A 26,492-nucleotide genomic window follows, 5' to 3' on the forward strand; every position below is an offset into this window, starting at 1 on the left:
ATCGAGTCTATGCCTAAGGATTCTCACGGCCATCTGTTTCCCGGACGCATCAGCGCTCCTCGCTCTGTGCCCACGTCGGTAACCCGGCCTGAGTACGTGGGTCGGAAGACACCGACGGCGTATGCCGGCAACGATATCTACACAGACGAGCAGGTTCAGCGCATTCGCACGTCGAGTGTGATCGCTGCTCAAGCGATATCAATGGTCGGTGAGAACATCGTGCCCGGTGTGACGACCGATGAGTTAGACCGCATCGCACACGAATTCCTCATTGAGCACGAGGCGTATCCGTCGACACTCGGCTATCGCGGGTATCCAAAGTCTCTGTGCAGCTCCCTCAATGAAGTGATTTGTCACGGCATCCCAGACGACACCGTCCTCGAGTCCGGCGACATCATCAATATCGACATCACAGCTTTCCACAACGGAATGCACGGTGACACGAATCGCACGTTTCTTGTCGGCGAGTCATCGCACGAGGCTCGAAACCTCGTCGAGCGCACGGAAGAAGCCCTCCGTCGTGGAATCAAGGCAGTGGCTCCTGGCCGTGAGGTGAACGTCATCGGCCGAGCCATCGAGTCCTACGCGAAACGTTTCGGCTACGGGGTCGTGCGCGACTTCACCGGCCACGGCGTCGGCGAAGCATTTCACTCGGGTCTGATCATTCCCCATTACGATTCAGCGCCCGAGCACAGCACCATTATGCAGCCGGGAATGGTGTTTACGATCGAACCAATGCTGACGGCGGGGGATATCGCGTGGGATCTCTGGGCTGATGACTGGACGGTGACGACCAAGGATAAATCCCTCACGGCGCAGTTTGAGCACACGCTTGTCGTAACCGAACTCGGTGCCGAGGTGCTCACTCTCCACTCGGGGCGGTAATCTGATGGCATGAGCTCGCACGACAGTGACGTCGCCATCGGCATCGATATCGGTGGTACGGGAATCAAAGGAGCATCCGTCGACGTGCGCACGGGTGTTTTGATCAGCGATCGTATCAAGGTGCCGACCCCACGGGGAGCACGACCTGACGACGTGATTGAGGCGGTGTGCACGCTCTTCGAACAGCTCTCGCACGACGACATCGAACATGCGCCCCTCGGCGTTGCCTTTCCCACCGTTGTCAAACATGGGGTGACGATGTCCGCCGCGAACGTTTCTGATGACTGGATCGGGCTCGAGGCAGAGAAGCTCTTCGAAGAGGCGCTCTCCCGCGACATCAGCTTTCTCAATGATGCGGATGCTGCTGGCCTCGCCGAGCTCCGCTATGGGGCGGCAAAGGACGTCGACGGCGTGACGTTGATGACAACGCTCGGAACCGGAATCGGAACGGCGATTCTCTCCGACGGCATTCTCATACCGAATGTCGAACTGGGCCACATCGAAATTGATGGTCACGATGCTGAAACGGTCACGTCAAATGCGGCTCGCGAACGGGAAGACCTGTCGTGGAAGTCGTGGGCAATGCGGCTGCAGCGTTACTACAGCGCATGCGAGGTCTATTTGTCACCCGACCTCATTGTTGTCGGTGGCGGGGTCTCGAAACATCACGAGAGCTTTCTTCCGCTTCTCGACCTCAACGCACCGATCGTACCCGCGCAGCTACGGAACAACGCAGGCATCCTGGGAGCTGCAGTGCGAGCGTCGGAGATGCATCCGGCGTTGGTGTGAACGGGCCGACTGTTACGCCGGGTTCTGTCTGAGCGCACGCGCTCTGGACGGCCATCTCTCTCGGGGACGTGTTGCCACGGCCCTCTAGCGGTCTACCCGGGAACGAGACGAGCAGCCTCATAGTTCCCTGTCTGACCTTGCTCCGGGCGAGGTTTACCGAGCCACCCGGGTCACCCCGGATGCTGGTGGTCTCTTACACCACCCTTTCACCCTTACCGCCGGCCAAGGCCGGCGGCGGTCTGCTCTCTGTTGCACTGTCTCGCGAGTTGCCTCGGGTGGGTGTTACCCACCACCCTGCTCTCTGGAGCCCGGACGTTCCTCGGCACCGTTACCGGTGACGCGACCGTCTTGCCGACCCGTTCACCGTTCTATCGTAGCCTGCTCACCAGAGTCCGGATTCCTCGGTGCGCACGACAATGCAATTGCATTCGGGGCAGCGAACAACATCGTCGAGAGCGGCGGCGCGAACGTTTGCGAGGTCCTGCCCGGTCAAGCTCATCGTGCAACCTCCGCACGTGCCCGCACGAAAGTGCGCTGCGCCGATGCCGGTTTTCGCTCGTTGCTTCTCATAGGCCTCGAGCAGCTCGGTATCGAGCTTTTCTGTAAGTGCGTGGCGTGTGCCTGCGAGGGTGCCACGCTCTGCGGCAATATCGTCCAATGCCGTCTGGATTTGTGAGCGGATCTCGGTGATGCGTGCATCGATCTCAACGCCCTCTGCGTGAGTCCCATCGGCGACCCCTCGCGCGTCTTCCACGGTCTGCATCACGTCTAGCTGTTGCTCTTCGAGCACCGCAGTGCGGCCGCGCAGCGATTCCAGCTCGGATTCGAGAGCAGCGACGTCTTTCACTGAAGAAGTGTGCTGAAGCCGTTGTTCGTCGCGTTCCATGCGTGCCGCGACTGTTGCAGCATCCGATTCGAGTCGGCCGAGATCGGCTTCAGCGTCTTCGACGGCGCCGACCTCAGTGGCGAGGCGGCTGACGATGCCATCGCGCTCGGCTGCGGCCTCCCGTAGCAGCGCATTCTCAGGCAGATTTTTCTCGCGGTGCGCGAGGCGATCGAGAGTCGAATCAATTTGCTGAAGTTCAAGAAGCTTCTTCTGCTCGGCGTTCGGTGCTTTCACGTGTGTCTCTTTCGTCAGGCGTTGTGGACCGAGAAGTCCCACGGGTCGGTGCGCGACTCACTCACCCGAATATCGAGTGAGGGGAAGCGCGCAGTGAGCTGCGCTGCAGCGTTTTCAAGCCACAGTGATTCGGCCGCCCAGTGTGACACGTCCACGAGCGCTGGCCCTGCCGTGAGGAGAGCTTGTTCTCGTGCCTCGGACGCTGGGTGGTGTCTGAGGTCGCTCGTGACATACACATCCGCCGATCTCACGGTCGGGTGACTCAGCAGGGAGTCCCCCGCGCCGCCGCAGATCGCAATGCGGCGAACGGATGCCGCAGGGTCGCCCGCAACGCGCACACCACTGACCGTCTTGGGCAGCACGTCGGCGACACGTGCCGCGAATTCTTCAAGGGTGAGCGGATGCATGAGATCACCGACGCGCCCCAACCCACCGTTGCCGTTGCGCGCCGCCGTGATCGGTTCGCTGTCGACGATTCCCAGAGCGTTAGCCAGAGCAGAAGAGGTACCCCCGTCAACGACGTCAGCGTTGGTGTGAGCGGAAAGCAGGGCGCAATTTCCGCGAATCAGGCGTGAGAGAACGTACCCTTTGTATTGATCTGCAGAAATGCTCGTCACCCCGCGCATCAGAAGCGGGTGGTGCACGAGCAACAGCTGAGCGTTTGCGTTGATCGCCTCATCGACAGTTGCGGCGACGGCATCAACAGCGAGAACCACCCGCTCAACGCTCTCGCGCGGGTCCCCGCTGATCAGGCCGGTGGAGTCCCATTCCTCCGCACCGGAGTGTGGCCACAGGTCATCTGCGGCGACGAGAATCTCTGAAAGTAAGGCGGCCACGACGCAAGCCTACGCGACACCAGGGAGCCTCAGTGCACGATTATGCCTCGCACTCGACCGTCAACGGGATTGCCAGGCGAACGGGCTCTCCGCGCCCGGAACCATGATCGAGCTGTGCGGCGTTGCCAGGTTGGCGGGTCGTAGGCTGGGGAACATGGTGCGAGGTGAAGGAGTTGCCGTGGCTGATTCGACTGTATCCGAGCTGCTGAACGAGCTCGCCGGCCTCGAAGATCCGAAGATGCGCGCGGTAAATGAGCGTCACGGTGACGATCATGGAGTCAATCTCAGCGCACTGAGAAGGATTGCCAAACGGCTGAAGAAGCAGCACGCTCTTGCCCGTGAGCTGTGGGCTAGCGACGATACTGCGGCCATGTTGCTGGGTATTCTGATCTGCCGACCGAAGGACTTCGAAAAGAACGAACTCGACAGGATGCTGCCCGAGGCACATGCACCGAAGGTGCAAGACTGGCTCGTGAATTATGTCGTGAAAAAGTCTGCATATGTAGAGGAACTTCGCATCGTCTGGTTCCATGACCATCGTCCGAACGTCGCGAGCGCGGGCTGGGCGTTGACGACTGACCGTGTCGTGAAGAAGTCGGACGGACTCGATTTGCACGCCATTCTCGACGAGATCGAAGCGAACATGAAAGACGCCCCCGAACGACTCCAGTGGGCCATGAATACCTGTCTTGCCCAGATCGGAATCGCGCATCCGGAGCACCGAGATCGCGCCATATCAATCGGCGAACGCCTCGAAGTGCTGAAGGACTACCCGACACCACCGAACTGCACGTCACCGTACGCACCGCTGTGGATCGCAGAGCTCGTGAGACGGCAACACACATAACTAATCGCATCACCCGCGAATCGCGCACCGAGCGGCCGCCAGGCATCGGCTCCTATCAATCGAGCCAATCCTTGTCGTCGTGCGAAAGCTGAGTCGTCGCAACAAGTGGAAGAAAGACCGTGTCCACGATGTCAACGATTGTTTCCTCGGAGACCCGTCCGAGGTTCATGACGAGTTCGTGACGAACCAGATCGAAGGGCAGAGACACGATTCGAGCCGGCAGGGCGGACGAGATCTCGCCGCGTTCAATCGCGCGATCGATGATTCGGGACATCGTGAGTGCGCGGTCCCCGAGCAAGCGAGTGCGCAGCTGCGCGGGTGTCGTTTTCAATTCGTCAAAATAGGCGCCCAGCATCATACTGAGCACGGCAGCTGCACTATCACCAAGACGATTCGCCGAACGCAGAAGCTCGATAACGTCCCCGCGGAGCGACCCCGTGTCAGCGACGTCGGGGGGCAATCCAAGATAGCGGTGGGCAAGAACCGCGAGCATCAGCGATTCTTTGTCTGGCCACCGTCGATAGAGAGCGGCTTTGCCCGTTTTGGCGCGCTCCGCAATCGTCTCGATCGCAAAACCGGCATAGCCGCCGTCGAGTAGCTGTTCCCAACCCGCCTTGAGGATCGCGTCTTCCAAAGCCGTGCCACGTCGCCGTGTCGTCGTCATGCTCCACCCCATTAGGTCCGCTTGCGTTCACTATCTTACGTGCCTACCATAGTGAACGCATACGTTCACTATGGAGGTGCAATGACAGACACACTGCCGACGAGCACGTCGCCGGCTCAATCAACAGGAAAATTGCTCACGGCGTTGATCGTCGGTGGAATCACGGCAATCTTCGACACGACAATCGTGGCGGTCGGACTCCACACGCTCACCGATCGTCTTAATGCTCCGATTGCGACGATCCAATGGGTCAGTACTGGATATTTGCTCGCCCTTGCGGTAGCAATCCCCTTTGTGAGCTGGGCGCAGGCGAGATTGGGAGGCAAACGGCTGTGGCTGTTCGCGCTCGGTTTCTTTGTGCTCGGTTCCATTCTGTGTGCCTGTGCATGGAACGCTGAGTCGTTGATCGCATTTCGCGTCGTGCAAGGACTAGGCGGGGGAATCATGTTCCCGCTCATGCAGACGCTGGCAATGCAGAACGTCGCACCACAAGCGATGGCGCGCACCATGGCAATAGTGAGTTTGCCGATCGCGCTCGGTCCAATTCTCGGGCCGGTTCTCGGTGGCGTTGTGCTGCACTGGCTAGATTGGCACTGGCTTTTCCTGATCAACGTTCCCCTCGGGGTTGCCGGCCTGATCCTCGCGTTCTTCTTCATCAGCAAGGATCGTCCGCACCGCGATGCTCATCACCAACGCCTCGACCTGATCGGCGTTGTGCTTCTCGTTCCTGCGCTGGCCGGGCTGCTCTACGGCCTGTCCAACGTTCATGCGGAAGGCGGATTCAGCAGGGCTGATGTGCTCTTTCCCATAATCATCGGTGCCGTGATGCTCGTCGCATTCACCATCTGGGCCATGCGCCGGGCCGGAGCGGCGCTCATTGACGTACGGCTGCTTGCGCAACGTTCCGTTCGTGCGTCTTCAATCACGTTGACCTTTCTTGGTGCGACACTCTTTGCGAGCACGTTCTTGCTTCCGCTCTACTTTCAGACACTTCGGGGTGCTGACGTCTTGACCGCCGCGCTGCTGCTCATTCCCCAAGGCGTCGGAACGCTTCTTGCCCGACTCATTGCAGGAAAGCTGGTTGACGCCGTCGGTCCCCGGATTGTTGCGCTCGTCGGCTTTCTTGTCATCGCCGCCGCAACTGTCCCATTCGCTCTCACGGGCGCGGATGCGAGTGTCTGGCTGCTCGGTATCGCCCTGTTCGTTCGTGGTTTCGGACTCGGCGTCGTGCTGATTCCAGTCATGACGGTTGCGTATGTCGACATCCGCAGGGACGAGATGCCCCATGCATCCGCTATCACCCGCATCGTTCAGCAGCTTGGAGGTGCGTTCGGCACAGCTCTCGTTGCGGTGGTGCTCACGGCCGTGGCAACTCAAACCGATACTCAGGCTGGCTTTCAGAGTGCCTTCTGGTGGACCATCGCGATCACAATCGCGGCGGCAATTGCGTCGGTACTCCTCCCCTCGCGGAGAGGGAACCTGTGAGATGGCCTGTCGGCGTAGATGTTTCGAGTGTCGTCCTTGTCAGGTTGGGCTACCCGGGCGTCACAGAATTGGCGGGCCGCGTTTCAGCGGCGCGCACGACTATTCGCGCGGGCAGCGTCCCGACGAGCCTCTTGATCCAGCGGTTGCGCGCCCCCGAGATGACACTGACCGGCGGGTTCCTGCGCTGCAGAGCGTCCAGCGCCGTGGTCACGACCTGATCCGGGGTCTGGAACCGCACCCCACTCTCTGTGGTTCCCGAAGTGTTGTAGAACTCCGTCGCCGTCGGGCCCGGCGAAACGGCCATCACCGTTACACCGGACCAGCGCACCTCATGTGCCAGCGCCTCGGTGAAACGTACGACAAACGATTTGGATGCCGCATACACTGCCATGCCCGGCACCGGCATGTAGGCAGTCAAACTCGCTACGTTGATCAGCGCACCCTGACCAGCGTCGACGAGCTGCGCAATAAACGCGTGCGAGACATCGACGGTGGCATCGATATTCACCCGCAGCTGCCGCCGGATTTCCTCTTCAGTGGCATCGGCGAACGCGCGCGTCAACCCGACTCCAGCGCAGTTAACCACATTCTCGACCCGTAGTCCGGCCTCAGCGAGATGCCCGGCCAGCCGATGGCCGGCACGATCCTCGGACAGATCGAACGGAACGACATGCACCCGTCGCCCAGTCTCGGCTCGAATCTCGTCGGCAAGTGCTTCCAGTTCCTCGACCCGGCGGGCGACCGCGACGATGTCTGCCCCTCGACGCGCGAGGCGTCTGGCAAATTCCGCGCCGATGCCCGAACTCGCGCCCGTCACTAAAGCAGTCGTTGCCTCGTATCGCATCGGATCTCCTCGCTTGTCGAGGCCGGCACTGCAATCCAACGCCGACCGCTCTCAATGTGAGAGGTTCACACATCAGGATAAACCGTCAATGTGAGAGACTGCAACATAGGAGGTGTTCACCGATGTCTGAACGCGGCTATCACCATGGCGATCTGCGCAACGCCCTGCTGGCAGCGACCACAGAACTCGTGCGTGAACGTGGCGCGCGGGGATTCAGCGTGTCCGAAGCCGCCCGTCGCGTCGGGGTGTCATCCTCGGCCCCTTACCGGCATTTCCTTGATCGCGACGCCATGCTCGCCGCAGCGGCCTTGACCGGATTTCTGGAGCTGGAGAAGCGATTCACGAGCATGCCCGTCATGCAGGCATTCGACGACACGGCGGCACTGATCGCCATTGAGTACCTGCGCTTCGCCCGTGAGGACCCCGCCCGATTCGAAGTGATGTTCGCGCACGGCATCGACAAGACCCACCACAGCGATCTGCTTCAACAGACCTTCAAGGTCCAGGAGCGACTCGAAGCCGCCCTGAGCCGGCATCTGCCACCGGCCGAGACCACCCGGCGTGCCGCCGAGCTCTGGTCACTGGCGCACGGTGTCACCGCACTGGCAATCGGGGGAAACGTGCAGCACGTACTCCCCAAGACCCAAATCACCGACCTCGCAGACTCCACAGCCAGAGCTTGGGCACGCGGCGTAACTTGACCGAGCAGAGGCGACCTCATTCGCCCAGTGCAGTTGCTCGTTCGTGACCTCGTCTGCAATCGCCGCGTGACAGTGCCTGTACAGCATCGGAGACGTCGAAGACAAACAAGCAAAGCACGCCTGGATGACTGCCTCACCCAGAATCTGGAACACATGCCGGTGGCGTCGTTGGTTTGAACGACGACCTTCTGGTGGGCCCTGCCGGGCTCGAACCGACGACATCCACGGTGTAAACGTGGCGCTCTACCAACTGAGCTAAAGGCCCCTATCGCTGACGCGACGTGTCAATGATAGCGGTTCAAGCGCGCTCGTCGAACATCGCGAGCGCCCGGGCATACATCGCCGTCGTTCGCGCACGGTCAGGCGCCGCAGAGAAGACGGCCCGCACCGTTCCATTTTCGTCAATCGCGACGCTCGTTCGAGTGGCTCGACCAGTCGCCGAGTCAAAGGCCTGATAGCGCTCTGCAACGCGGCCATGTGGCCAGAAATCAGAGAGGAGCCGATATGGGGTATCCGCTTCGTCTCCCCATGCTCGCAGTGTGAACATCGAGTCCACCGAGATGACGATGACCTCAGTGCCGGCAGTGACGAAGAGGGGCCGGTCGTCAGCCAGTTGCTGAAGCTCGTTCGCGCAGATTCCTGAGAATGCAAGCGGAAGAAACACAAGCATGATGCGTCGTCCCAGCATCTGAGCCAAAGTCGCGGATCGGCCGTGCTGATCGACGAGGTCGAAATCGGGCGCAGCATCGCCGACAGAGAGCATCCTTCGCTACCTTTCTCGTGGCGTACCTCGCATAAGGGTAGCGGGGACAGCGTTAGGCTGAGTGGTCGATGGCCGCTATTGCCCATCGGACCCTGACACAATCGCTGGTGACGACGAGGAGAAAACTCAAACGTGCCACGGACTAAAGAAGAAACACTTGCCTGGCTGCGCCGCATCTCTGGTGAGCTTGCCACTGTCACGATCAAGCGACTAGAGAATACTCTGCCGTGGTACGCCGACATGCCGCCTGGGCGACGCAGCTCAGTTGGATTGGTAGCCCAGGCAGGCATCTCATCTTTCATCGCCTGGTTCGATGATCCGCGGTCGACCCCGTGGATTGCCGCAGACGTCTTCGGCGCTGCGCCGCGAGAGCTACTTCGCTCTGTCAGCCTGCAGCAGACTCTTCAACTCATTCGCGTGACCGTGGAAGTGGTCGAAGAGCGCGTCGCGGGGCGTGATGAACAGCTGAGAGAAGCGATTCTGCTGTACTCACGCGAGATCGCGTTCGCAGCGGCCGACGTATATGCGCGCGCCGCAGAAGCTCGCGGCCTCTGGGATGCACGGCTTGAAGCGCTCGTCGTCGACTCTATTCTGACGGGCGAGACCGATGACGAGCTGCCCAGCCGTATTGCCGCACTAGGCTGGCACGGGCACGGAGAGGTGTGCGTTCTCGTGGGGACGACTCCCCCTCAGCTCGATGTGGACCACGTGCGTCGAGCGGCTCGGCATATGCAGGCGGACGTGTTGATCGGCGTGCAGGGCAAGCGGCTCGTTCTCGTGATCGGGCGTTCTGATTCTCGAACCGCCGAAGGCGAAGAGACCGTCGGCACCGCTCCGAGCCTGTCGTTCCAGGAGATCGCCTCACAACTGGAGTCCGGGTTCGGCGAGGGACATCTTGTGCTCGGGCATCCCGTGCCCACATTGATCGAAGCCTCACAGAGCGCTCGCGCCGCACTTGCGGGATTCGCCGTCGCGCGAGCATGGCGGCACGCACCTCGTCCGGTTCTTGCCGACGATTTGCTCCCCGAGCGCGCGCTCGCCGGTGACCCGCTGGCGAAGCGCACCCTTATCGAGCGCGTGTATCGGCCCCTTAAAGACCATTCAACCGAGCTCGCGACAACGCTCTGGTGCTACCTCGATAATGGTCGTTCGCTTGAGGCCACCGCACGCGAGCTCTTCGTGCACCCAAATACCGTGAGGTATCGTCTGAAGCGCGTCTCAGAAGTCATCGGATGGGATGCCACGGGCGCGCGAGAAGCACTCATTCTGCAGTCAGCATTGATTCTTGGTTCCATTGCGGAGCACGAACCTGCGCGCAAGAGGAAGCCCAAAGCATGACACCTTCCACAAAGGAAACTTTCATTCTTCGTGGGTGTTCAACACACACGAGGCGCGTCGGGACGGCAGACTAGAACGGTGATTGTCATCGTCTGCCCTGGACAGGGCTCGCAGAAACCAGGTTTCCTCGCACCGTGGCTCGACTCAGGCGACGCGAGATCGCGTCTCGCCGACTATTCGGATGCCGCAGGGCTCGACCTCGTGGCGCACGGCACCGAGAGTGATGCCGAGACGATCAAGGACACGGCGATCGCTCAACCGCTGATCGTTGCCGCTGGACTCCTGGTTCTCGACGAACTGTCGCGACGAGATGCTCTCGCCCAGGTCGGAGGAATCGCGGGGCATTCTGTCGGAGAGATCACCGCAGCTGTTGGTGCGGGGGTGCTCACCTCCGCCGATGGAATGGCGTTCGTCGGAGAGCGGGCCGCGGCGATGGCTGAAGCTGCTCAGGTGGTACCCACCGGTATGAGCGCCGTTCTTGGCGGCGAACCCGATGACGTCGTGCGAAGTGCTGAAGCCGTCGGCCTCCAGCCCGCGAATTACAACGGCGGCGGGCAGATCGTTGTTGCCGGAGAACTGCCTGCGCTCGCTCGGCTCGCCGACGAGCCGCCGGCAAAGGCACGCGTGATGCCGCTCAAGGTCGCTGGCGCTTTCCATACGCGTTACATGAACGATGCACGCAGTTTTCTCGAGACACGAGCCAGCTCGTTTGGTACCACTGACCCCTCGCTTCGACTATGGACGAATAACGACGGCTCCGAAGTCACCGATGGCGCTCGATTCCGCGACCTTCTCGTCACGCAGGTTGCCTCGCCCGTACGCTGGGATCTGTGCATGGAATCATTCGTCGCTGCCAGCGTGACTGGCGTGATCGAGATTGCTCCGGCTGGGGCCCTCATCGGGCTTGCGCGCCGGGGCCTCAAGGGTATTCCGACGCTCGCCGTCAATACCCCGGATGACCTTGACGCCGCCGTCGACATGATTACAGCAGCCTGACAATCGAAAGAGCCATGACTATCCCCACTCTTAAGCAGTCATCCGGATCCGCACACACCCGTTTTCTCGGATTCGGTGCTTCTCGCGGCGACCTCTCGGTGCCTAACGACGACCTTGTCGAGCCGATCAACTCTTCTGATGAGTGGATTCAGCAGCGTACGGGGATTATCTCACGTACACGCGCGTCGGAGGGCGTGCTCGCGGTCGACATGGCAACCGACGCCGCCCGCGAAGCGATCCAAGCATCGGGCGTCGACCCGGTCGACTTCGATCTCGTGGTGATCGCCACAATCAGCAACGTGCAGCAGTCACCGTCGATGGCCGCTGTCGTTGCGGATCGCGTTGGCGCTAACCCCGCAGCCGCGTACGACATCAATGCAGCGTGCGCCGGGTACACCTATGCGGTTGCTCAGGCCGATGCTCTCATCCGTTCAGGAACCGCACACTACGCACTCGTGATAGGAGCGGAGAAGCTGTCGGATGTTGTCGACCCGACCGATCGCAGCATATCGTTTCTGCTCGGCGATGGCGCTGGAGCCGCCGTCGTCGGGCCAAGCGACACGCCGGGCATTTCTCCAACCGTGTGGGGGTCCGACGGATCGCGTGCCGATGCCGTCGGCATGAACAGCACACTCATCGACTTTCGGGAAGGCCGTTCCGAATGGCCGACACTCCGTCAGGAAGGGCAGACCGTCTTCCGCTGGGCAGTCTGGGAGATGGCGAAGGTCGCACGCCAAGCGATCGAGGATGCGGGTATTGCCCCCTCAGATCTCGCAGCGTTCGTTCCGCACCAGGCAAACATGCGCATCATTGACGAGTTCGCCAAGCAGTTGGGTCTTCCCGATTCCGTTGTCATCGCACGCGATATCGAGTCGACAGGAAATACTTCTGCGGCATCCATTCCCCTGGCAACGCACCGTCTGCTGCAGGGGCATCCCGAGCTTTCCGGCGGTTTCGCTTTGCAGATCGGTTTTGGCGCTGGACTCGTGTTCGGCGCCCAGATAATCGTGTTGCCGTAGCCAAGCTCTCGGATCTCAGCCCTACTCACCTCTAGACTGTTCATCGGTCAATCGACACTCAAGGAGAAACACATGGCACTGTCCAACGAAGAAGTCCTCGCTGGCCTCGCCGAGCTCGTCAATGATGAGACCGGCATCGCAGCTGACACCGTCGAGCTCGACAAGTCGTTTACGGACGACCTCGACATCGACTCGATCTCGATGATGACCATCGTCGTGAACGCAGAAGAGAAGTTCGACGTCAAGATTCCGGACGAAGAGGTCAAGAACCTCAAGACCGTCCGTAACGCCGTCGACTACATCGTCAAGGCTCAGGCCTAGCTTGCACGACTCCGGTGCGGGCCGCGCTGTGCGTGCCCGCGCCGATGTCGAGCGCTCACGAGAGACCCAAGAGAGTCGAAGGAATGACCAAGAAGATTGTCGTCACCGGAATCGGTGCAACATCACCCCTTGGCGGGACCGCCCGTGAAAGCTGGACAGCGCTGCTGGCCAAGGAGTCCGGCACCCACACACTTGAGTATGACTGGATCGAGAAGTACTCCATACCTGTCACGTTCGCGGCCGAAGCGAAGGTGCGCCCAAGCGAGGTGCTGGAGCGACCGGTCGCCAAGCGCTTAGACCCGTCGAGCCAGTTCGCGTTGATCTCGGCAAAGGAAGCCTGGGCGGATGCCGGCGAGCCCGATGTCGAGTCAGAACGACTCGGAGTAGATTTTGCCACAGGCATCGGCGGCGTCTGGACGCTTCTTGACGCCTGGGACACGCTGCGAGAGCGTGGCCCTCGTCGTGTTATGCCGATGACCGTGCCCATGCTCATGCCAAATGCGGCAGCGGCGGCCGTATCTATGCACTTCCATGCGCGTGCTTTCGCGCGCACCGTCGCTTCGGCGTGTGCGTCAAGCACGGAGTCCATTGCCAACGCGTATGAGCACCTGCAGCAAGGTCTCGCAGACGTGGTGATCGCCGGTGGTACAGAATCTGCTATTCATCCCATCACGATCGCGTCTTTCGCTTCGATGCAGGCGCTCTCGAAGAGAAACGACTCCCCTGAGACTGCCTCGCGCCCGTACAGCGTTGATCGCGACGGTTTCGTCATGGGTGAGGGTGCTGCCAGTCTCGTCCTCGAGACAGAGGAGCACGCCCTCGCGCGCGGTGCTCACATTTACGCGGAGCTCGCTGGAGCCGGAGTAACCGCTGATTCGTACCACATCACGGCAAATGACCCCGAGGGTCGTGGCGCCAGCCGTGCGGTCAATCGTGCACTCGCGCAGGCAGGCGCCTCGGTAGATGATGTGACCCACATCAACGCGCACGCCACGAGCACACCCGTCGGCGACGTCGCCGAGTACGCTGCCCTGCGAGCTGTTTTCGGCGCGCGGACGAATTCCATCCCCGTCTCTGCCACGAAGGCGTCAACGGGCCATCTGCTCGGGGGTACGGGGGCACTTGAGTCCGTCTTTTCGATCTACGCGATCGCTGAGCGCGTAGCCCCTCCCACGATCAACTTGACGACTCAGGATGCTGAGATTCCGCTCTCGATCTCCGGAGACGTTCAGAATCTCGGCAGTGGAGACCAACTCGCCATTACCAACTCTTTCGGGTTCGGTGGCCACAATGCGGTTGCGGCTTTCCGCTCGGTCTGAGAATTCGAGGCGACCGCCACAGACGATTGAGGGCTCCTTCCCCAGGGGAAGGAGCCCTCAAGTGTCGAAGACCGGTGACGCGAGTTCAGCCCACCTTATGAAGCCAGACGACAGGTGAATGATCGCTCGCGTAGCGGAAGACGTCAAGTTCGTCGTCCCACGCCTGGCCGAGAGCGAGGCGAAGGTTTTCCGCCATCTGCTGTCCGGATCCCTGAGCGGTGTCCATAGCCGCGCGAATGCGATCTTCGGGCACCACGATATTGCCAACCGTGTCGAGCTGAGCGTAGAAGATACCGAGGTCTGGCGTATGCATCCAGCGGCCACCGTCGTACCCGGGAGTAGCGTCCTCGGTCACCTCATAGCGAAGATGCTCCCAGCCGCGCAGAGCAGAAGACAATGCGGCACCCATCCCTTGAGTACCCTCCCAGTAGAACTCAGTGCGCTGAGTGCCGGGCAAGACGGGTTGGTCGGACCAATCGAAGTTGACCGCACGACCAAGGGCGCGCCCTGCCGCCCACTCAACGTGAGGGCATAGCGCGCGTGGCGACGAGTGAACATAGATCACTCCCCGAGCAGCTGGCGTCGTCATCTTGTCTCCTTTGTTTCACCGGTACGTCTTCCCCTACGACCAGTGACAAGGCAGATGATGCGCGTGCATTATGAAATTAGCTGAACTTACGTTCTTTCCACATTATGCCCTACGCCACGAGGCGATAACAAGCGTCAGTTCGATAAGTCTCGAGCTGACGGCCGCCCTGACGACATCCATTCTGTATCTATACTCGGTATAGAGCACAGTGAGGAGCAAGGTGACAGTCAAGCACAGTCTTCTCGCGATCCTCACCCTTGGCTCGGCCTACGGCCTGCAGCTTCGCGACGAACTTGTCAAACGAGCTCCCCATCGCGAGGGGATCAACGTCGGCCAGGTGTACGGAACGCTTGAGCGACTCCGCAAAACCGGACTCATCGTGGAGGCTGAGATGACTGACGATAACCTCCAGTTATACTCACTCACCGCGTCGGGGCGCGAAGCCGTAGCGGAGTGGATGTCGTGCCCTACTCACGTGAATGTGCGCGACTGGACTGAGATGCTCGATCAGGTGCTGGTGGTGTCGTCGATTCCCGGAGCACCTTTCGAACGGTTGGTGAGTGGTTACCGTGCTTCGCTCGCTCTTCCCTGTCCCGGTCAACACGACCCGGAAATACAACGAGGGGCACTCAATTCGGCGACGAGGATGCTGCATGATGCAGCAGTGCAATGGCTCGATGAGATGTCGCGCTCACTCCAACTGGCTTCAGCATCATATGGTCTTGCGCAGTCGCGGCCGCGCCGTGGACGACGCGCGACGGTGTCATGAACCACTGAGCGAGAATCCAGTCTCCGCACAGCACACACTCGTAACCTGTTCGTGATGTCGAGCGTGGGGAGAATTCGCAGTCTGGACGGCGTGAGGGGGATCGCCGCGATCGTGGTAGTGCTCTATCACACGACTCTCGTGGCCCGACCGCACCTGTCAGGCGAGACATGGGCGTGGCTCACGCAAAGTCCGCTCAAGTTGCTCTTTGTCGGCACAGAGTCGGTTCTTGTCTTTTTCGTTCTTTCTGGCGTCGTTGTCGCCCTGCCGGCGCTGCGTCACGGCTTTTCCTGGGCAACGTATTACCCGCATCGGGTCTTGCGCCTCTATCTCCCCGTCATTGCGTCGCTTCTGGTCGCTGCGGCCCTCATTCTGGTGATCCCTCGGGACCCGTCGACGGTGGCCGAGGGATCTTGGCTGCGTGACGCGCAAGCCACGTCTGTCACGAGCGGAAGCTTTTTCAGCGAGGCATCGCTCTTTCGAGTGACATACGACATCAACAACGTGTTGTGGTCTTTGCGATGGGAGGTCGTGTTCTCCCTGCTCCTGCCCGTCTTCGTGTTTGTTGCCTCAACCCTGCGTAAGCACGCGCTGTGGCTCGGGATCGCGTGCGCAATGCTCAGCATTATCGGACGAACTTTCAGCGTCGACGCGCTGGTCTATCTCCCTGTCTTCATGATGGGCACCCTGATCGCCGTGCGCCTGCACGACATCGAGGAGTGGGGAAAGCGACAGCACTACCTCAGCACCTGGCTCGTGCTTTCCTCCGTGGCTGCCCTCTTCATGGTGTTCAGCTGGCTCGCGCGCCCGGTTTTTGAATCCGGGAGTCCAGGAAACCTCATCCTCTGGGGCCTGTCTGGTGCAGGTGCCGGAATCGTCATTGTGCTTGCCGTGGCGTGGCCCGCGTGCAGGAGCCTTCTCGAGGTGCGCCCCGTGCAATGGATCGGCAAAATCTCGTTCAGCCTCTACCTTGTACATGCCCCGATTCTGGGCACATTTGGCTTTCTCTTTGGCGACGATCTGTGGTGGCTGACTGGTGTCGTCGGCATTCCAACCAGCATCATCGTGGCTGCGCTGTTCTTCCGGCTGGTCGAATCACCGTCGCAACAGCTGAGTCGCAGCGTCGGCAAATGGAGTGGGCGCACGGTAGCGAAGGCCACGGCCGCACCGACGGTCTAATTACCGATCAAGACCTGTGACGCGCTCGATACGGCGCTTCAGCCGGCCAATGCTCTTACGTGCGCGAACGAGCCGAGAAAGTTCTCCAGCGTGTCGGGTGCGCTTCGCCTCGAGAGCGATCTCCATCGCGCGCGCCCACCGTCGCGCAACAACCGGATCAGAGTAGCGTGTCGAGAAGAGCTGCGCTTTGCGGCGCATTCGCGCGAGAGCGTCGTCTGGCATCGTCTGTTGCCGCAGGATGCTGCGAACGAGCGACTCTACATCTCCGTCGTCCGCGAGAAACCCGTTTCGACCATCATCGATGATGTCGGCAGGTCCATAGCGAATGTCGTAGGCAATAGGAATGCACCCGTAGGCCATTGCTTCGACGAGTACGAGCGGCAGGCCTTCAGCCGTTGACGAGAGCAGGCTGAAATCGGCATCGGCGAATCGAGCTGCCGCGTTCCTCTCAAAAGGTCGCAGTCTCACAGCATCCTCAAGTGAAAGCTGTTCGATCAATGAGGTCAGTTTCTTCTTTTCAGGCCCGTCACCGTAAACCTCGAGACTGACGTCGAATCCTCGTTGGCGCGCGATCGAAATGGCCCGAATTGCATGACTGACTCGCTTTCGCTTCGTCAACGACGTGAGCATTACGCCCCGTCCTCGATGGTGGGCAGCTGCAGGAACAGCCGGTGTGCGGGCGCGGCCGTTCGGAATGACAAAGAGTTTGTTCGGGTGAGCTCCATCGGCAAGCAGATCGTTGCGCTGGCGCTGTGTCAAGGTGACCAGAGCATCGTACTCATCAGCGTGTTCAAAGGATTCACGGCGCGACGCGCTGAGAGAATCCGAACCGTCGGCGCGACGATGCGACCCGTGCATGAGGTGCATCGTAATGACGTTGTCCCGCCGGTAGCTATGCACAAAACGTGCAGCTGTCTTCGAGTCGATGACCAGAAAACTTCGCTTGCCCTCCGTCAGAGCGTCGAGCCAATACCTGTACACAGCCCAGAGGCTCTTCCACGATCGAACAGGATTGCCTGACGCGTCGTAGAGAACAATCGAACGTTGAGTATCGGCGTCCCTGTCCGTCATGAGAAGCGATCCGTCGTCGCGATACCGATCAACCGACGATTCTCCTGAGTCTTTGCCCCTGCGACGACAGAGCACGACTCCGTCGCGCGTGTGCACGTCGTCATCTTCCCGCGGATCGAGTCGGTCCACCGCCTGATGGGTGCCCGCTTTGGCCTTGACGCCGTTGTCACGGAGCCAGTCCCAGATGTTCAGCAGACGCATCTCGTCGGACAGCGCGCCTTCTGCCCGTAGCGTCCACTCAAGTTCGGGATAGTCGGCTCGATCGTCGAGCGTCAGCACCGTCAGCGAGACGCCACCTTCTCGAACGAAGGCGCGTGAGCGATGGAGCATGGCAGCCGTCATGCCCCCGAAATGTTCTGGTATCCCCCATGTCAGAGCAAACTGCCGCCCCCGCGGGAATCGCACTTGTGCAATCGACACGTTGCGAGGTTAAGCCTGTCGTCTATGCAGAACCTGTGACTTTGCCGGGAGCAAGGTCTATTGAAGCCGTGACAGGTCACGGCGCAGGGCTTGGTGGGGCGTGCGGGGCTTGAACCCGCGACCGACGGATTATGAGTCCGCTGCTCTAACCGGCTGAGCTAACGCCCCCGACGTTTGTCATCGGACAGATCCGTGACTTCGGTGACTGGGTCAGTCACCGCTTCACCACGATACAGGCTCTCGAAGGTTGAGAGTGTGTTTTGGATGTCGTGGGGCTTGATCATTCGAAGCGATGCGCGTTTCATCGCTGACAGCCGATCTTCATCAGCCGTGAGCACATCGGTCAGTCGTAGGGCGAGTTCCCGGTCATCGCCGGGCGTAAAGAGATAACCATTCTCTCCGTTATGCACGAGATGCGGGAGCGCCATGGCATTCGCCGCGACGATGGGGAGAGCAGTAGCCATCGCTTCCATCGTGACGATGCTTTGGAGCTCTGCAATCGACGGCATCGCCAGTACAGTCGCGCGGCTGTATGCGGCTTTCAACTGGTCGTCAGTAACGTACCCGGTAAACGTGACTCGATCGGCAACTCCAAGCTGTTGCGCAAGAGACTCCAGATTCTTTTTTTGATCTCCATCGCCAAGAATTTCGAGTTGCGCGTCGAGACCAGCATCGAGTCGTGCGAATGCTTTGATGAGCACGTCGATCTGCTTTTCGCCCGTGATCCTGCCGACGAACGCGATTCTGTTTTCCGTGCGCGGCTCGAAAACCGGTGAATACCGGGAGGCATCGATACCGCAGGAAATCGCGTGAACGTCGCTTCGACCGGTCGCCCGCTCAAGAAAATCTGCAGCTCGACGTGTGGGCGTTGTCACTGCAGAGGCCTTCGACAGGATCTTGCGAGCATCGTTCCACATAGTTCTGACGGCGGGTTCTTGAATGAACCCCGGAAGCATCGTGAATTCGAGAAGATTCTCGGGCATCAGATGGTTCGTTGCGACGACTCGGATTCCCCGGCGTTCTGCCTCAATTGTCATCGCCCTCCCAATCACGAGGAACGACTGAGAGTGCACGACATCGGGCTTAACAGCATCCAGGATCCGTGCGGCATGCTTGCGCACCCTCCAGGGAAGAGCGAAGCGCAGCCAATCGTGTGGGAACCAGCGCCAGCTGTAGAGGCGATGGGCGGTCATGCGCTGCCCTTCGTGCGTCTCCGTCCAGGTTCCGTGTCGGCGTGACGATGCCGGCGCGACAACGTGAACGTTATGGCCGCGTTCCACAAGCCCAGCTGCAAGCCGTTCAGCGAATCGCGCAGCACCATTCACATCGGGGGCAAATGTGTCGGCAGCGATCAGCACCTTGAGTGGGCGACCATGAGGTTCGGTGTCGCGAAATTCAGACTCAGACAAGGTGTGGGTCGTTCCTCCGTCTCGGCCGGCGTTGGTAACACCGATCACAGGGGCGAATCTCTGTGAGACGTTCGCACGGACGTGGATAGTCTAGTCATGCGTGGGCCATGATCGCTGGGGCACGTGGCGTGTGTCAGCAAGCTCACGGTTTCACTTGCGGATGGTGCCGGGCAAGCTGAAACACCCCCCAGATAGCAATGCATCCCGCCGCAACGAATGACAGTACCGCCCACAGTGGAGCGTTGGCTGCTTCGCGAAGGATGACGATGCCGACAGCGACTGCCACGAGAGGATCAATGACGGTGAGTCCGGCAATGACGAGGTCGGGAGGCCCTGACGCGTATGCGTTTTGCACAAAGTAAGCGCCGAGCGCCGTTCCTGCAATCAGGGCGACAGCGCACACAATGGTGAGCCAATCAACGTTGCCATGTGACAGCCGGCTCAAAATGACCTTCGCCAGTGTCGCAACGAATCCGTAGATGCACCCCGCTGCGATGATGTAGAAAATTGCTTTCGCCCGTGTTCTCGTTATGGCGAAAATGACCGCGAAGATGATGAGCACCACGGCCATTGCGCCGAGAATGATGACGAGAGCCGTCGTTGTGACGGGCCTGTCGATGCCCACGATGGCTGCTGTCGTCACGAAGAGCGCCACCCCAGTCACACACGCAACAATTGCCACGATCGAGCGTCGGTTGAGCGTGATATCTGCGATGCGGGCGTTCAGAATCGACGTGATGACGAGCGCAATCGCACCGAGCGGTTGCACGAGAATCAAGGGTGAAAACGCGAGCGCAGAAAGCTGAAAGACGATCGCGAGCGCAAGCATCACGGTGCCGATCACCCAGGATGGGCGCTGCAGGAGCGCCTTCAGCTGAGCAAAATTGAGGCCGTTAGACGCATCGTGTCCACTCGCGTCCTCAACCTTGCGCACTCCCCTGTGCTGAAACTGTGCACCGAGTGACATCAATACGGCACCAACCAGAGCGAACGGTATTCCGATCAGGCGTGCGGGGTCCTGAGTGAATTGGTCCGTCAGCCCTGAGAGGTCGTCGAGCGGAATCATCACCAACAGAGACTACCGTGTGCCCCCGATAGATAAGCTGATTTCATGACCGTACTTCCGATTCGAATCCACGGCGACCCCGTGTTGCACGAGCAGGCCCTTCCGGTCACCGCGTTCGATGAGAGGCTGCGCACGCTTGTCGCGGACATGTTCGAGACGATGGATGCCGCCCCTGGCGTCGGTTTGGCGGGACCACAGGTGGGGGTGGGACAACGACTCTTCGTCTATAGCTATCGGGACGACGAGGGAAGCCCGTGGCGTGGGGTCGTCATCAATCCGACGTTGTACATGACGCCGACGCCCGCGGGCGCCCCCGACGACGACGAGGATTCGGAGGGGTGTCTGTCGTTTCCGGGCGAAAGGTTTCCACTCCGGCGTTCCGAGAACGTCATCGTTACCGGAGTCGACCTCGACGGGCAACCGGTGAGAATCGAGGCTGATGGTTGGCGCGCTCGCATCCTTCAACACGAATATGATCACCTTGACGGAACGATTTACATTGATCGCCTTGATTCGGCGTTCGACCGCGTGCTCCTGCGCATTGTGAAGAAACGCGGGTGGAATGTGCCGGGCAACAGCTGGAACCCGATGGATGAGCGACTCGAGGGCTGACTTCGTTGCCCTCGGACAAAACGCCCGGGTGTTGCCCTGGATTTGGTGCGACAGAATCATTTGGTAAAGTAGCTGTGCTGTTCGACAGTGATCCTCGATAGCTCAATTGGCAGAGCAATCGGCTGTTAACCGATAGGTTGTTGGTTCGAGTCCAACTCGAGGAGCCAGAGGCCCTTTCCGCGGAAAGGGCCTTATGTATGTAAGCGGCGGATCGTCGCTCACACTTACGCTGTGCCACCCTCTTCGTTAGCGCCCAACGCGCTCAGATACGGGTGCGTTCTGTCGCCCAAGAGCGTGTCGATATCATCCAAACCCACGAGCCCACCTTTATGTAGCGCAAGAACCCGTGACGTGACGTGGCGAAGCAATGCGAAGTCATGGCTGATGACGAGAGCGGAAAGCTTCTTCTCATCGCGCAGAGTGCGCAGCAGTTCGTGAAGCGCCTCGCGGGCCAGCACGTCGATCCCCGTGGTGGGCTCGTCGGCGATGAGCACGCGCGGGCCAAGCACGAGGGCTCGAGCGATCGCGACGCGCTGGCGTTGACCGCTTGAGAGTTCAAACGGATACGAGGCGAGGTAACCGAACGGCATGTGCACGGCATCGAGAATCGTGGCAACGTGGCGACCGAGAACAGTGCGATCGAACCGCTTGTCGCGCTCAAGAATGGGCTGGCTCAGAATCTCTGAGACGGTGTACTCCGCGGGGAGCTGCATGGCTGCATCCTGAGGCAGATATGCGGTGCGAAACTGCAGTTCTGCAAGTCGTCGCTTAGGCACACGCCCCCTGAGAGGCGTGCCGAAGAGCCGCGCCTCTCCCCCGGTGATCATGGGAGCGAGCCGCCTGTTATGGGGAGTCTTGAAGTCGGAGGAGAGCACAGAGGCGAGCGTTGATTTGCCTGACCCTGCCTCACCAATGACACCGAGGATCTCCCCCGATTCGACGGTGAACGATACGCCGCTAATGGCAACGTGCTCAGCGCTTGCTCCGTGAGCTGGGTAGCTGACGGTGAGATCGGATGCAGCGAGTACAGGTTCGAGCTCGGACGCGGACTGCATGAGACCTATCATGCCTCAGGTCCTACCGAACACGATCATCCCGCGCGGAGGCGTCGCCGTTCTGTCTCCAATTGCACGAGCTTTTGCTGGATCGTTCGGGAGCCCTCGGAATCACGAGGATCGTGACGCTGCAGCGACCCGAGAAGCTCCGCTTTGCGTCTGAGCATGTCTCGCTCAATGAGAGAGACGGTGACGTCGCGTACGTACATCTCAAGCTCACGTTCTCCGCGTTCGGGAAGCGGTGCGACGCCAAGCTGATGCAGGAGGTCACGATAAGGCTCGGGAGTGTCGTCGCTGATTGCCTGAAACCAGCCGGTTGCGGCGAACGTGTCCATGTGCGCAGCAATCGCGTCGCGGAGAACAGAGAGCGGATGGTTCGTGAACCCCGTGTGCACGGCGTCCCGCACAAGATCTTCACCGATAACAGTAGGGTGCTGCACGATGGCCATCAAAGCGTCCCGTTCGAGCCGTGTCGATGGGTCTCTGGGAAGATCGGCGATGCCCACGGGTCGCTCTGTCTGCGGGTCCCCTGAGGGAGGTCGCGTGTCGTGCCCGTGAGGCTTTTGACTGCCTGATGAGCGGACTGCTCGCTGCACCTCGCCCAAATCGACTCCCAGCTGACGGGCAAGCACACGCGTGTACCCGGGACGAAGCGACGCATCGCGAATGTCAGAGACGATGGGGGCGGCGGCGCGCAGCGCGCCGACTCGACCCTCAACCGTGTCGAGGTTGTACTGAGACAGCACCTGCTTAATGACAAACTCGAACATCGGCTCTTTCATCTCAAGAAGCCGACGAACAGCCGAATCTCCGCGTTTGAGCCGAAGATCGCACGGGTCGAGTCCCGCCGGAGCGACAGCGACATAGGTTTGCGCGGCAAATCGTTTCTCTTCGGAGAACGCACGAAGAGCCGCCTTCTGACCAGCAGCATCCGGATCGAACGTGAATACGACTTCGCCGTTGCGACTGTCGTCGCCCATGATGCGCCGAATAACCTTGATGTGGTCGACGCCAAACGCTGTTCCGCAGGTGGCAACAGCCGTGGTGATTCCGGCCAGGTGACAGGCCATCACATCGGTATACCCCTCGACCACCACAACCTGATTGCCTCGTGAGATGTCTCGTTTGGCGATATCGAGACCGTAGAGCACCTGCGCCTTGTGATAAACGGGTGTTTCGGGGGTGTTGAGGTACTTCGGCCCCTTATCGTCATCGAAGAGCCGCCGTGCACCAAACCCGACGGTCTGGCCAGTGACGTCGCGGATCGGCCACACGAGTCGGCCACGGAAACGGTCGTAGACTCCTCTGTCGCCCTGCGAAAGGAGTCCGGCCGTTACCAATTCGTCTCGCGTGAAGCCCGCCGCTGTGAGGTGCTTCTGCAGGTTGTCCCAGCCCTTGGGCGCGAAGCCGACGCCGAAACGCGCCGCAGCCTGGGCGTCGAATCCTCGTTCGCCGAGGAAGGCTCGGCCCGCTTCAGCGCTCGGCGCGGTGAGCTGTCGCTGAAAGTAATCTTCGGCAGCCTTGTTCGCAGCCAACAGCCGCGACCGTCGGCCGTGATCGACGCCGGGGCCTTCGCCGTCTTCATAGTGCAGCTCGATGCCGACACGAGCAGCAAGACGTTCGATCGCTTCAGTGAAAGTGACGTGATCCATCTTCTGCAGAAACGAGATTACGTCCCCAGACTCACCGCAGCCGAAACAGTGGTAGAAACCGACCTGTGGGCGCACGTGAAAGCTCGGCGTTCGTTCGTCATGAAAGGGACACAGCCCCTTCATCGAGCCGATTCCTGCAGACTTGAGCGTGACGTAATCACCGATGATGTCAGCAATATTCGTGCGCGACTTGACCTCTTCGATATCAGTCTGTCGAATACGGCCTGCCATGCACCCATCCTAGCTGTCGGCAGCTGCACACTTCACTGCCTGTGGACGCCGTCATGCGGTGGGGATAACTCCAGCGACGACGTCGCGGTGCTCGTATAGTGCGACAGCACCCTGGTCGGTCAGACTGGCGATCTGATCGACGACAATGCGCTTGCGCGCGGCATCCGATGTCGCTTCTGCCCAATCCGCGGTGAACGCGATGTCAAGGCCATCACCATCGGAGCCGTACATGCGGTCGGCGAGCGTCGTCAGGATCTCACGCTGCTGTCTGTAGATCGGCTGGCGAGCGTCGCTCGACATGACAAAAGCCGCAACCACTCCTTTGAGCACCGCGATTTCTGAGGCAATCTCGTGAGGAACCTCAACATGGGCGCCGAATCGAATGAGACTGCGCTGTGGGTACGCCGCCTGAGTCGCTTCCGTGGCGGACCGTGCGAAATGGCCGATCATCGAGCTGGTGAAGTCCTTGAGCCCCGCAAGGTCACGTCGTGAGGAGCTCCACGTGCGTGGCCAGGACGCGTGCTGAGACAACCGCTCGAAAGCCGCACCGAGATCGTCGACGGTGAACTCGGATCCCGCCCACGCGCGCACGGCGTTCAACAGCGACCCGTGCCCGGCCTTCGCGTTGAGAAATGCTGGATCGATATATTCGCTGACAATGGCGTCTTCAAAGTCGTGCACGGAATACGCGATGTCATCAGAGAGATCCATAACCTCGGATTCGATGCATCGCTGCCCCTCCGGTGCTCCATCGCGAAGCCAGGCGAAGGCGGCTGTGTCGTCATCGAAAAACCCGTACTTCGCGCGTCCACTTGGATCGGCGACAGCGTGCGAGGCGGGCCACGGGTACTTGCAACTCGCGTCGAGGCTCGCCCTCGTGAGGTTCAGCCCGAACGGTCTTCCGTCGTCGCCGAACACCTTCGGCTCAAGCCGGGTGAGCACGCGCAGCGTTTGCGCATTTCCTTCGAACCCACCGATGTCGACTGCCCAATCATTGAGTGCCTTCTCACCGTTGTGGCCGAACGGCGGATGCCCGATGTCGTGAGCAAGGCACGCCGTATCGACGACGTCTGGTGCAATCGCGAGGCTTGCAGCGAGTTCCCGGCCGACCTGCGCCACTTCCAACGAGTGCGTGAGCCTGTTCCGGGCGAAGTCGACCCCCGACGTCGGACTGAGCACCTGCGTCTTGGCCGCCAGCCGACGCAACGCGCTCGAGTGCAGGAGTCTCGCGCGATCGCGCGCAAAATCACTGCGCCGTGATGTGTGATGTTCCGGCAGCCATCGAGCTTGGTCATGTGCGTTGTAAACGTCAACCGCCACTGGTGTTCAACTCCGCCTCGTGTATGTCGTGTGCGTCACGCCCAGCAATGACATGAGAGTCGAGCCAGCCCTCGGGAAGCACAGGTCGTTTCGGATGCCCCGAGCGGCCCCGCGGCCCCTCAGCGTCATCTCCCGGGTACGGAACAGACGCATCGAGTGAGGCGAGCAGCTCGTCGAGCTGTTCCAGCGATTCGACGGTGGCGAGGCGTGTGCGTAGGTCGCTGCCCACAGGGTACCCCTTGAAATACCAGGCAACGTGTTTGCGAATATCGCGGCATCCACGCTCTTCAGAATCGAAGAACTCGGCAAGAAGCTGTGCGTGGCGTCGGAAGGTGTCAATCACCTGACCGAGCCCAGGGCGAAATCGCTGTGGCTCGCCGCGGAACGCCGCGGCGAGATCTCCGAAGAGCCATGGCCGACCGAGGCACCCTCGTCCGACGACGACTCCGTCGCAACCCGTCTGATACATCATGTCCAGCGCATCGGAGTCAGACCAGATATCGCCGTTCCCCAGAACAGGAACATCGGTGATTGCCTCTTTCAGAGTGGCAATCGCGCTCCAATCGGAGTGCCCTGAATAGAATTCGGACGCCGTTCGCGCGTGCAGAGCGATGGCAGACACCCCGGCGTCTTGCGCAAAGCGAGCGGCATCGAGATATGTCAGATGATCTTTGTCGATACCCGTGCGCATCTTGACTGTCACGGGTATCGAACCGGCCGCGTTGACGGCCTCCGTCACAATTCCGCGGAAGAGGTCGTGTTTCCACGGCAACGCGGCTCCGCCGCCCTTGCGGGTCACTTTCGGAACGGGACAGCCGAAATTGAGATCAAGGTGATCGGCGCGATCCTCGGCAACGATCATCGTCACCGCCTCACGTACCGTTGTCGGGTCGACCCCGTAAAGCTGGATGCTGCGAGGAACCTCTGACTCGTGGTGCGAGATCAAGCGCATCGTCTCGGTCGTACGCTCGACGAGCGCGCGCGACGTGATCATCTCGCAAACGTAGAGGCCCGCGCCGAACTCCCGGCACAGCCGACGGAAGGCAGTATTGGTGATTCCGGCCATCGGGGCGAGAACGACAGGCACGTCAAGGGAGAGCGAGCCGATCTGAAGCGGACGCGCGCGCGTCGAAGTCGAGGTCATAACCTCTCAATTGTCCCAGATTGGGGAGCCTCGTGCACCGCCGCAGGCGGA

The 26,492-nt window shown here is 60.5% G+C and carries 26 protein-coding genes, 3 tRNA genes and 1 other RNA gene; 14 read left to right on the top strand and 16 right to left on the bottom strand.

Annotated features, from left to right (window positions below; translation table 11 throughout):
* Nucleotides 1-9 precede the first annotated feature (9 nt).
* Nucleotides 10-885 (top strand): type I methionyl aminopeptidase, encoded by an 876-nt coding sequence (gene map, locus HCR76_RS08645; protein ID WP_166990034.1) that lies wholly within the window; start codon nucleotides 10-12, stop codon nucleotides 883-885.
* Between the two features lie 9 nt (nucleotides 886-894).
* Nucleotides 895-1,674: a polyphosphate--glucose phosphotransferase gene (gene ppgK, locus HCR76_RS08650; protein ID WP_166990036.1), complete on the top strand. Its 780-nt coding sequence runs from the start codon at nucleotides 895-897 to the stop codon at nucleotides 1,672-1,674.
* On the opposite strand, the gene rnpB is transcribed toward ppgK, so the two are convergent.
* The 3 genes from rnpB to HCR76_RS08665 all read right to left on the bottom strand — a co-directional run bounded on the left by rnpB (nucleotide 1,672) and on the right by HCR76_RS08665 (nucleotide 3,630).
* An RNA gene (rnpB, locus tag HCR76_RS08655) (RNase P RNA component class A) lies at nucleotides 1,672-2,033 on the bottom strand. The two genes, ppgK and rnpB, sit on opposite strands and share 3 nt — an antisense overlap.
* A 23-nt stretch (nucleotides 2,034-2,056) precedes the next feature.
* Complete coding sequence (locus HCR76_RS08660) at nucleotides 2,057-2,794, bottom strand: zinc ribbon domain-containing protein (protein WP_166990038.1); 738 nt, start codon at nucleotides 2,792-2,794, stop codon at nucleotides 2,057-2,059.
* Between the two features lie 14 nt (nucleotides 2,795-2,808).
* Nucleotides 2,809-3,630, bottom strand: a complete 822-nt coding sequence (locus HCR76_RS08665; RefSeq protein ID WP_166990040.1) for a Nif3-like dinuclear metal center hexameric protein — start codon at nucleotides 3,628-3,630, stop codon at nucleotides 2,809-2,811.
* Between the two features lie 178 nt (nucleotides 3,631-3,808).
* Between HCR76_RS08665 and HCR76_RS08670 the strand changes: the two genes are divergently transcribed.
* Nucleotides 3,809-4,477, top strand: coding sequence for a DNA alkylation repair protein (locus HCR76_RS08670; RefSeq protein ID WP_166990042.1), 669 nt, complete (start codon nucleotides 3,809-3,811; stop codon nucleotides 4,475-4,477).
* 55 nt (nucleotides 4,478-4,532) lie between these two features.
* On the opposite strand, the gene HCR76_RS08675 is transcribed toward HCR76_RS08670, so the two are convergent.
* Nucleotides 4,533-5,141, bottom strand: a complete 609-nt coding sequence (locus HCR76_RS08675) for a TetR/AcrR family transcriptional regulator (protein WP_166990043.1) — start codon at nucleotides 5,139-5,141, stop codon at nucleotides 4,533-4,535.
* Nucleotides 5,142-5,222: 81 nt separating this feature from the next.
* Here HCR76_RS08675 and HCR76_RS08680 point away from each other — a divergent pair, with 81 nt between their 5' ends.
* Nucleotides 5,223-6,626, top strand: coding sequence for an MDR family MFS transporter (locus HCR76_RS08680; protein WP_166990045.1), 1,404 nt, complete (start codon nucleotides 5,223-5,225; stop codon nucleotides 6,624-6,626).
* 49 nt (nucleotides 6,627-6,675) lie between these two features.
* Here HCR76_RS08680 and HCR76_RS08685 read toward each other — a convergent pair whose 3' ends face one another.
* A complete protein-coding gene (locus tag HCR76_RS08685) occupies nucleotides 6,676-7,470 on the bottom strand; it encodes an SDR family NAD(P)-dependent oxidoreductase (RefSeq protein WP_166990047.1) in 795 nt (264 codons plus the stop codon).
* Nucleotides 7,471-7,592: 122 nt separating this feature from the next.
* Here HCR76_RS08685 and HCR76_RS08690 point away from each other — a divergent pair, with 122 nt between their 5' ends.
* Complete coding sequence (locus tag HCR76_RS08690) at nucleotides 7,593-8,171, top strand: TetR/AcrR family transcriptional regulator (RefSeq protein WP_166990049.1); 579 nt, start codon at nucleotides 7,593-7,595, stop codon at nucleotides 8,169-8,171.
* A gap of 189 nt (nucleotides 8,172-8,360) precedes the next feature.
* Here the strand turns inward: HCR76_RS08690 and HCR76_RS08695 are convergent.
* Nucleotides 8,361-8,436 (bottom strand) — tRNA-Val (locus HCR76_RS08695).
* 33 nt (nucleotides 8,437-8,469) lie between these two features.
* Nucleotides 8,470-8,934, bottom strand: coding sequence for a redoxin domain-containing protein (locus HCR76_RS08700; protein WP_166990051.1), 465 nt, complete (start codon nucleotides 8,932-8,934; stop codon nucleotides 8,470-8,472).
* Between the two features lie 132 nt (nucleotides 8,935-9,066).
* On the opposite strand from HCR76_RS08700, the gene HCR76_RS08705 reads away from it, so the two are divergent.
* The 5 genes from HCR76_RS08705 (at nucleotide 9,067) to HCR76_RS08725 (ending at nucleotide 13,927) form a co-directional block, all read left to right on the top strand.
* The gene (locus HCR76_RS08705; RefSeq protein ID WP_166990053.1) at nucleotides 9,067-10,272 is read left to right on the top strand and encodes a PucR family transcriptional regulator; all 1,206 of its coding nucleotides are present in this window, start codon (nucleotides 9,067-9,069) and stop codon (nucleotides 10,270-10,272) included.
* A gap of 78 nt (nucleotides 10,273-10,350) precedes the next feature.
* The gene (locus HCR76_RS08710) at nucleotides 10,351-11,268 is read left to right on the top strand and encodes an ACP S-malonyltransferase (RefSeq protein ID WP_166990055.1); all 918 of its coding nucleotides are present in this window, start codon (nucleotides 10,351-10,353) and stop codon (nucleotides 11,266-11,268) included.
* Nucleotides 11,269-11,282: 14 nt separating this feature from the next.
* The gene (locus tag HCR76_RS08715; protein ID WP_166990057.1) at nucleotides 11,283-12,287 is read left to right on the top strand and encodes a beta-ketoacyl-ACP synthase III; all 1,005 of its coding nucleotides are present in this window, start codon (nucleotides 11,283-11,285) and stop codon (nucleotides 12,285-12,287) included.
* Nucleotides 12,288-12,359: 72 nt separating this feature from the next.
* Nucleotides 12,360-12,608 (top strand): acyl carrier protein, encoded by a 249-nt coding sequence (locus HCR76_RS08720; protein ID WP_166983697.1) that lies wholly within the window; start codon nucleotides 12,360-12,362, stop codon nucleotides 12,606-12,608.
* A gap of 83 nt (nucleotides 12,609-12,691) precedes the next feature.
* Entirely contained in the window at nucleotides 12,692-13,927 is a 1,236-nt protein-coding gene (locus HCR76_RS08725; protein WP_166990059.1) for a beta-ketoacyl-[acyl-carrier-protein] synthase family protein, read from the top strand.
* Nucleotides 13,928-14,012: 85 nt separating this feature from the next.
* Here HCR76_RS08725 and HCR76_RS08730 read toward each other — a convergent pair whose 3' ends face one another.
* Entirely contained in the window at nucleotides 14,013-14,516 is a 504-nt protein-coding gene (locus HCR76_RS08730; RefSeq protein WP_166990061.1) for a DUF3145 domain-containing protein, read from the bottom strand.
* Between the two features lie 220 nt (nucleotides 14,517-14,736).
* Here HCR76_RS08730 and HCR76_RS08735 point away from each other — a divergent pair, with 220 nt between their 5' ends.
* Nucleotides 14,737-15,285, top strand: coding sequence for a PadR family transcriptional regulator (locus tag HCR76_RS08735; RefSeq protein ID WP_166990063.1), 549 nt, complete (start codon nucleotides 14,737-14,739; stop codon nucleotides 15,283-15,285).
* Nucleotides 15,286-15,339: 54 nt separating this feature from the next.
* Nucleotides 15,340-16,461, top strand: coding sequence for an acyltransferase family protein (locus HCR76_RS08740; protein WP_166990065.1), 1,122 nt, complete (start codon nucleotides 15,340-15,342; stop codon nucleotides 16,459-16,461).
* On the opposite strand, the gene HCR76_RS08745 is transcribed toward HCR76_RS08740, so the two are convergent.
* From HCR76_RS08745 to HCR76_RS08760, 4 genes are all read right to left on the bottom strand, one after another.
* Nucleotides 16,462-17,952 (bottom strand): glycosyltransferase, encoded by a 1,491-nt coding sequence (locus HCR76_RS08745; protein WP_166990067.1) that lies wholly within the window; start codon nucleotides 17,950-17,952, stop codon nucleotides 16,462-16,464. It lies immediately after the preceding gene.
* A gap of 91 nt (nucleotides 17,953-18,043) precedes the next feature.
* Nucleotides 18,044-18,120: transfer RNA gene (locus HCR76_RS08750), tRNA-Ile, on the bottom strand.
* Nucleotides 18,111-19,361: a glycosyltransferase gene (locus tag HCR76_RS08755; protein WP_244971525.1), complete on the bottom strand. Its 1,251-nt coding sequence runs from the start codon at nucleotides 19,359-19,361 to the stop codon at nucleotides 18,111-18,113. Before HCR76_RS08755 ends, HCR76_RS08750 begins: the two co-directional genes overlap by 10 nt.
* 142 nt (nucleotides 19,362-19,503) lie before the next feature.
* Nucleotides 19,504-20,427 (bottom strand): DMT family transporter, encoded by a 924-nt coding sequence (locus HCR76_RS08760; protein ID WP_166990417.1) that lies wholly within the window; start codon nucleotides 20,425-20,427, stop codon nucleotides 19,504-19,506.
* A 45-nt stretch (nucleotides 20,428-20,472) separates the two neighbouring features.
* On the opposite strand from HCR76_RS08760, the gene def reads away from it, so the two are divergent.
* Together def and HCR76_RS08770 are read left to right on the top strand one after the other, a co-directional pair.
* Entirely contained in the window at nucleotides 20,473-21,039 is a 567-nt protein-coding gene (gene def, locus HCR76_RS08765; protein WP_166990069.1) for a peptide deformylase, read from the top strand.
* A gap of 91 nt (nucleotides 21,040-21,130) precedes the next feature.
* Nucleotides 21,131-21,206 (top strand) — tRNA-Asn (locus HCR76_RS08770).
* A gap of 57 nt (nucleotides 21,207-21,263) precedes the next feature.
* Here the strand turns inward: HCR76_RS08770 and HCR76_RS08775 are convergent.
* From HCR76_RS08775 to dusB, 4 genes are read right to left on the bottom strand one after another with little or no spacing between them, the layout of a single operon-like run.
* Complete coding sequence (locus HCR76_RS08775) at nucleotides 21,264-22,094, bottom strand: ATP-binding cassette domain-containing protein (RefSeq protein ID WP_166990071.1); 831 nt, start codon at nucleotides 22,092-22,094, stop codon at nucleotides 21,264-21,266.
* 35 nt (nucleotides 22,095-22,129) lie between these two features.
* The gene (gene dnaG / locus HCR76_RS08780) at nucleotides 22,130-23,977 is read right to left on the bottom strand and encodes a DNA primase (protein WP_166990073.1); all 1,848 of its coding nucleotides are present in this window, start codon (nucleotides 23,975-23,977) and stop codon (nucleotides 22,130-22,132) included.
* A 51-nt stretch (nucleotides 23,978-24,028) separates the two neighbouring features.
* Nucleotides 24,029-25,297 (bottom strand): deoxyguanosinetriphosphate triphosphohydrolase, encoded by a 1,269-nt coding sequence (locus HCR76_RS08785; protein ID WP_166990075.1) that lies wholly within the window; start codon nucleotides 25,295-25,297, stop codon nucleotides 24,029-24,031.
* Complete coding sequence (gene dusB, locus HCR76_RS08790; protein WP_166990077.1) at nucleotides 25,287-26,441, bottom strand: tRNA dihydrouridine synthase DusB; 1,155 nt, start codon at nucleotides 26,439-26,441, stop codon at nucleotides 25,287-25,289. The genes HCR76_RS08785 and dusB overlap by 11 nt, the downstream gene beginning before the upstream one ends.
* Between the last annotated feature and the right edge of the window lie 51 nt (nucleotides 26,442-26,492).

This window comes from Paramicrobacterium chengjingii (assembly GCF_011751765.2).
Classification (GTDB): domain Bacteria; phylum Actinomycetota; class Actinomycetes; order Actinomycetales; family Microbacteriaceae; genus Paramicrobacterium; species Paramicrobacterium chengjingii.

Bases quoted from the DNA above. Each gene is read 5' to 3' on its own strand.
- map (WP_166990034.1), top strand. From the start codon at position 10: ATGCCTAAGGATTCTCACGGCCATCTGTTTCCCGGACGCATCAGCGCT.
- HCR76_RS08690 (WP_166990049.1), top strand. From the start codon at position 7,593: ATGTCTGAACGCGGCTATCACCATGGCGATCTGCGCAACGCCCTGCTG.
- HCR76_RS08720 (WP_166983697.1), top strand. From the start codon at position 12,360: ATGGCACTGTCCAACGAAGAAGTCCTCGCTGGCCTCGCCGAGCTCGTC.
- HCR76_RS08730 (WP_166990061.1), bottom strand. From the start codon at position 14,516: ATGACGACGCCAGCTGCTCGGGGAGTGATCTATGTTCACTCGTCGCCA.
- HCR76_RS08675 (WP_166990043.1), bottom strand. From the start codon at position 5,141: ATGACGACGACACGGCGACGTGGCACGGCTTTGGAAGACGCGATCCTC.
- HCR76_RS08725 (WP_166990059.1), top strand. From the start codon at position 12,692: ATGACCAAGAAGATTGTCGTCACCGGAATCGGTGCAACATCACCCCTT.
- HCR76_RS08715 (WP_166990057.1), top strand. From the start codon at position 11,283: ATGACTATCCCCACTCTTAAGCAGTCATCCGGATCCGCACACACCCGT.
- ppgK (WP_166990036.1), top strand. From the start codon at position 895: ATGAGCTCGCACGACAGTGACGTCGCCATCGGCATCGATATCGGTGGT.
- HCR76_RS08680 (WP_166990045.1), top strand. From the start codon at position 5,223: ATGACAGACACACTGCCGACGAGCACGTCGCCGGCTCAATCAACAGGA.
- HCR76_RS08740 (WP_166990065.1), top strand. From the start codon at position 15,340: ATGTCGAGCGTGGGGAGAATTCGCAGTCTGGACGGCGTGAGGGGGATC.
- def (WP_166990069.1), top strand. From the start codon at position 20,473: ATGACCGTACTTCCGATTCGAATCCACGGCGACCCCGTGTTGCACGAG.
- HCR76_RS08700 (WP_166990051.1), bottom strand. From the start codon at position 8,934: ATGCTCTCTGTCGGCGATGCTGCGCCCGATTTCGACCTCGTCGATCAG.
- HCR76_RS08775 (WP_166990071.1), bottom strand. From the start codon at position 22,094: ATGCAGTCCGCGTCCGAGCTCGAACCTGTACTCGCTGCATCCGATCTC.
- HCR76_RS08760 (WP_166990417.1), bottom strand. From the start codon at position 20,427: ATGATTCCGCTCGACGACCTCTCAGGGCTGACGGACCAATTCACTCAG.
- dnaG (WP_166990073.1), bottom strand. From the start codon at position 23,977: ATGGCAGGCCGTATTCGACAGACTGATATCGAAGAGGTCAAGTCGCGC.
- dusB (WP_166990077.1), bottom strand. From the start codon at position 26,441: ATGACCTCGACTTCGACGCGCGCGCGTCCGCTTCAGATCGGCTCGCTC.
- HCR76_RS08685 (WP_166990047.1), bottom strand. From the start codon at position 7,470: ATGCGATACGAGGCAACGACTGCTTTAGTGACGGGCGCGAGTTCGGGC.